Annotated in this window: 6 protein-coding genes; 2 read left to right on the forward strand and 4 right to left on the reverse strand. The window is 58.2% G+C overall.

Annotated features, from left to right (window positions below):
* Positions 1–192: MTH938/NDUFAF3 family protein (locus tag ACXJ5O_RS19720; RefSeq protein ID WP_457301378.1), on the forward strand; the 192-nt coding region annotated here is incomplete at its 5' end.
* 27 nt (positions 193–219) lie between these two features.
* Positions 220–1,056, forward strand: coding sequence for a phytoene/squalene synthase family protein (locus tag ACXJ5O_RS19725; RefSeq protein ID WP_457301379.1), 837 nt, complete (start codon positions 220–222; stop codon positions 1,054–1,056).
* 2 nt (positions 1,057–1,058) lie between these two features.
* Here ACXJ5O_RS19725 and trmFO read toward each other — a convergent pair whose 3' ends face one another.
* From trmFO to ACXJ5O_RS19745, 4 genes are all read right to left on the reverse strand, one after another.
* Positions 1,059–2,468 (reverse strand): methylenetetrahydrofolate--tRNA-(uracil(54)-C(5))-methyltransferase (FADH(2)-oxidizing) TrmFO, encoded by a 1,410-nt coding sequence (gene trmFO, locus ACXJ5O_RS19730; RefSeq protein ID WP_457301380.1) that lies wholly within the window; start codon positions 2,466–2,468, stop codon positions 1,059–1,061.
* Between the two features lie 86 nt (positions 2,469–2,554).
* Complete coding sequence (locus ACXJ5O_RS19735; protein ID WP_457301381.1) at positions 2,555–3,502, reverse strand: aldo/keto reductase; 948 nt, start codon at positions 3,500–3,502, stop codon at positions 2,555–2,557.
* A gap of 108 nt (positions 3,503–3,610) precedes the next feature.
* Positions 3,611–4,021: a DUF1801 domain-containing protein gene (locus tag ACXJ5O_RS19740; RefSeq protein ID WP_457301382.1), complete on the reverse strand. Its 411-nt coding sequence runs from the start codon at positions 4,019–4,021 to the stop codon at positions 3,611–3,613.
* A gap of 51 nt (positions 4,022–4,072) precedes the next feature.
* A partial coding sequence (locus tag ACXJ5O_RS19745; RefSeq protein WP_457301383.1) for a DUF1801 domain-containing protein occupies positions 4,073–4,495 on the reverse strand: 423 nt, incomplete at its 5' end.

The raw sequence follows: 4,495 nt of genomic DNA on the forward strand, positions 1-4,495 counted from the left end.
GCTGACGATATCGAAATTTTGCTGGTGGGGATGGGGACCGACTTGCGGCGGCTGCCGCAGGAACTGCGCGACGAATTGCGCAAGCACCGTATATCGTCCGATCCGATGAGCACGGGTGCAGCAGTGCGGACCTACAATGTGTTGCTGGCGGAGGATCGCGCAGTGGCCGCTGCATTGATTGCAGTGGATTAATCCAACGCGCGCCTATATCTCACGCCTATGAACGCCAATGAAACCCACTGCCTGCAATTGTTGCGAGCTGCCGATCCGGACCGCTACCTTTCCGTGCTGTATGCGCCGGAAGACAAGCGCGGGGCGTTGGCAGCGCTCTTTGCTTTCAACACCGAAATTGCCCGTATTCGTGATCTGATTCATGATCCGTTGCCGGGTGAAATCCGGTTGCAATGGTGGCGCGATCTCATCAATGGAACGGAGCTTGGTGAAGCGTCGGGAAATCCCGTCGCCGCTGCGCTTTTGGGTACGATCAAAACCTATGATCTGCCGCGCGCTGCCTTTGACAATTATTGTGAGGCACGGATATTCGACCTCTACAATGACCCGATGCCAAGCCGTAACGATCTCGAGGGCTACTGCGGCGAGACAGCTTCCGCGCTCATCCAACTCGCCTCCTTGATGCTGGATGCCACCAAGGCGACTGAACACGCCAACGTTGCTGGCCATGCCGGCGTCGCCCAGGCGATCACCGGTCTGCTGCGCCTCTTGCCACTGCACCGCCGCCGCGGTCAGATTTACATTCCCGCCGATATTCTGGCGGCCGTTGGCTGCAGTGGGACGGTGTTGCTGGATGGCTCCGATCAATCAGCGGCCAAGCGTGCGATCGATGCGATGATCGCACTGGCCGGGGATCATTTCGCAAAATTCGAAAACGCTGTGAAGACGTTGCCGGTGACACTTCGCCCGGCCTATCTGCCAGCGGCGATTACCCCGACCTATCTGAAGAAGCTGAAAGCCAGCGGTGTGAATGCTGCCACGGAAATTGCCGACATCTCGCCGCTCCGCCGCCAATGGGCGATGTTCAGGGCCTCTACGCGCTAGGCCTATTCCGCAGCCTCAGCGATAGCCGGAAGGCCGAGCCATGTACGGCAGTCAGCCAGCGCACGCGCGCTCATGGCACGCTTCTTGGCATTCGACTTCTCCTTGCCGCGCAGACGCTTGCCTTCAATTTTTGGCGTCTCCATTGGTGGAAACAGGCCGTAATTGACATTCATAGGCTGGAATGAGCGCTTGCCCGGTTCCTCATCTGTCACGAGATGCCCGGCGGTGATATGACCGAGCAGCGCGCCAAAAGCCGTCGTCACGGGCGGAGGGGTATAGGCTTGGCCAAGCCTTTCGGCCGCGGTAAACCGGCCCGCCAGCAGACCGATGGCGGCGGATTCGACATAGCCCTCGCACCCGGTGATCTGGCCGGCAAAACGCAGGCCCGATCGGGTTTTGAGCTGCAGAGTCGGGTCGAGCAGAAGCGGCGAATTCAGATATGTGTTGCGGTGCAGTCCGCCAAGCCGTGCGAACTCAGCGTTCTCCAGCCCCGGGATCATTCTGAAGATGTCGGTCTGGGCGCCATATTTCAACTTGGTCTGGAATCCGACCATGTTGTAGAGCGTCCCGAGTGCATTGTCCTGGCGTAGCTGAACCACCGCATAGGCTTTGACAGTGGGATTGTGCGCATTGGTCAGGCCCATCGGCTTCATCGGGCCATGACGCAGAGTTTCCGGGCCGCGCTCGGCCATTACCTCAATCGGCAGGCAGCCGTCGAAATAAGGCGTGCCTTCCCATTCCTTGAACTCGGTCTTGTCGCCTGTGACAAGCGCGTGAATGAACGCCTCGTACTGCTCCTTGGTCATCGGGCAGTTGATGTAGTCCTTGCCATTGCCGCCCGGTCCAACCTTGTCATAGCGTGACTGGAACCAGCAGATTTCCATATCGATGGAATCGAAATGCACGATTGGCGCAATAGCGTCGAAAAAGGCGAGGGCGTCGGCGCCGGTTTCGTTGCCGATCGCTTCGGCAAGCGATGGCGCCGTCAGCGGGCCGGTGGCGATGATGACCTTGTCCCAGTCAGCCGGCGGCAGGCCGGTGACTTCCTCGCGCTCGATCGTAATCAGCGGATGCGCTTCAATGCGGGCGGTGACGGCCTCGGCAAAGCCGTCACGATCGACAGCGAGCGCACTGCCGGCCGGCACCTGGTTCGCATCGGCAGAAGCCATGATCAGCGAATTGGCCAGGCGCATCTCCGCATGCAAGACGCCGACCGCATTGGTTTCGGCGTCATCGGAGCGGAAAGAATTGGAACAGACGAGCTCGGCCAGATGCTGCGTCTTGTGCGCATCCGTGCCGCGGACCGGGCGCATCTCGTGCAGGATCACGGGAATACCCGCCTCGGCAAGCTGCCATGATGCTTCGGAACCGGCGAGACCGCCGCCAACGATATGAACTGGTTTGTGTGACATGCGCTTCCAATAGACTTTTTGGTGCCGCGCTTCAATGCAAAAGCCGCCGCACCTTAACTGAGCGGCGGCTTTGATTTCGGGAACGATCAGGCGCTGGCTTGGTCGAGTTCCGCAACGTCGGTGCTGTCGAGCTTCAGTGCTGCCGCCCGGATAAGGCTTTCCAGCTGCTCGAGCGAGGTGGCGCTGGCAATCGGTGCCGTGACGCCCTTGCGCTGGATGATCCACGCGATCGCAACTTCGGCCTGGTTGGCATTGTGCTTGGCCGATACCTTATCCAGTGCTGCGAGAATGCGATAACCACGCGGGTTGAGATACTGTTTGATGCCGTCGCCGCGCTGGCTTTTACCCAAGTCGGCTTCGCTGCGATATTTGCCAGAAAGGAAACCTCTGGCGAGCCCGAAATACGTGATGACGCCGATATTCTCGGAGATGCAAAGGTCGCGCAACTTGCCTTCGAACTCGCTACGATCGTAGAGATTGTAGCCGGGCTGCAGCACATTGTAACGCGGCAGGTCTTTTGTTTCCGAGACATCGATCGCGGCCCGAAGCTGGTCCGCATCGAGATTGGAAGCGCCGATTGATTTGATTTTCCCCTCTCTCAGCAGCTTCTGGTAGGCGCCGAGTGTCTCCTCGTAAGGTGTATCGGGATCGGGCCAGTGCGACAGGTAAAGATCGATCGCGTCTATCTGCAGCCGCTTTAGTGATGCCTCGACTGCCTTGGCGATGTAAGCGGCAGACAGATCTTTCTTGCCTTGCCCCATGTCGGAGCCGACTTTGGTAATGATAACGACCTTGTCGCGCGCATTGCGGGATTTGACCCATTCCCCGATGATCGTTTCGGATTCGCCGCCTTCATGACCGGGCACCCAGCGAGAATAGCCATCCGCCGTGTCGATCGCGTTGAAACCGGCATCGATAAAGCGGTCAAGCAGATCGAAGGAGGTTTTTTTGTCGGCAGTCCAGCCGAAAACGTTACCTCCCAAAACCAATGGCGCAATGGACAGGCCCTTGCGGCCAAGACGACGTTTTTCCATATTTTTTACTCCGGGAGATTAAAGCTGGTATGCAAACTGTAGGCCCGTTTGGAGCATGTTTCCAGCCTCGAGGAAATCACTATCAGGCGAGCTGCGGTCAAGATCAAATTAGGCCTTACGGGTCTTTGACTCGTTCAACGCTATTGCGGCGCGGATGAGTGCCTTGAATGCATCTTCATCGATTTCTTCGGCCTCATGCAAATYGATAGCGCGTCTGGTGTTGCCTTCAAGGCTGGAGTTGAATAGTCCGGAAGGATCTTCGACCGAAGCGCCCTTGGCGAAAGTTAGCTTCACCACGCTCTTATAGGTCTCACCTGTACAGATTATTCCATCATGAGACCAAACTGGAACGCCTCTCCATTTCCATTCCTCGACCACGTCAGGGTCGGCTTGCTTGATAAGTGCTCGGACATGGGAGAGTGTTTTGCCCCGCCAATCGCTCAGCTCCTTGATTCTCGCATCTATCAGCTGAGACGGAGAGTGCCCTCCTTCGCCGTCCTTCAAGTCGCTCTTCTTCATCGGTATCGCCTCCCTTTGGTGGTGTCATGCATGTAGCTAGCGACTTTCTGCTCACATTTTTTCGCCGGGCAGTTCGCTTGCCTGCCTCACCCAGTCGACGAACTGGGCCTCATCGAGCTGGCCTTCATAAATATCGAGATACCGCACTTCCTTGTGTTTGGACTCGCCGGGCGGGACAGGAGTGAGCGACGTGCCCCGAAAGAAGGTGACCTTGACGTACTTCGTGAAGCAATGAAGGCTGAGGAACCAGGTCTTCTCCTCCAATCCATAGAACGGCGAGTTCCATTTGACCGCCTTGTGCACGCCGGGCACGGTGCGCACGATGAGCGCGTCGAGGCGGTGCCCGACGTCGCTTTTCCAGCCCGGCATGGCCGCGATGTAGGCCTGCACCGGGGTGTCGCCGTAGCCCTTCGCGATCTGAGGATTGCCGCCTGTGAGGAGGACCGGCTGCGTGGATGCCGCGGGACTCTTGCT

The organism is Phyllobacterium sp. P5_D12 (genome assembly GCF_054049495.1).

Bases quoted from the DNA above. Each gene is read 5' to 3' on its own strand.
- ACXJ5O_RS19725 (WP_457301379.1), top strand. From the start codon at position 220: ATGAACGCCAATGAAACCCACTGCCTGCAATTGTTGCGAGCTGCCGAT.
- trmFO (WP_457301380.1), bottom strand. From the start codon at position 2,468: ATGTCACACAAACCAGTTCATATCGTTGGCGGCGGTCTCGCCGGTTCC.
- ACXJ5O_RS19735 (WP_457301381.1), bottom strand. From the start codon at position 3,502: ATGGAAAAACGTCGTCTTGGCCGCAAGGGCCTGTCCATTGCGCCATTG.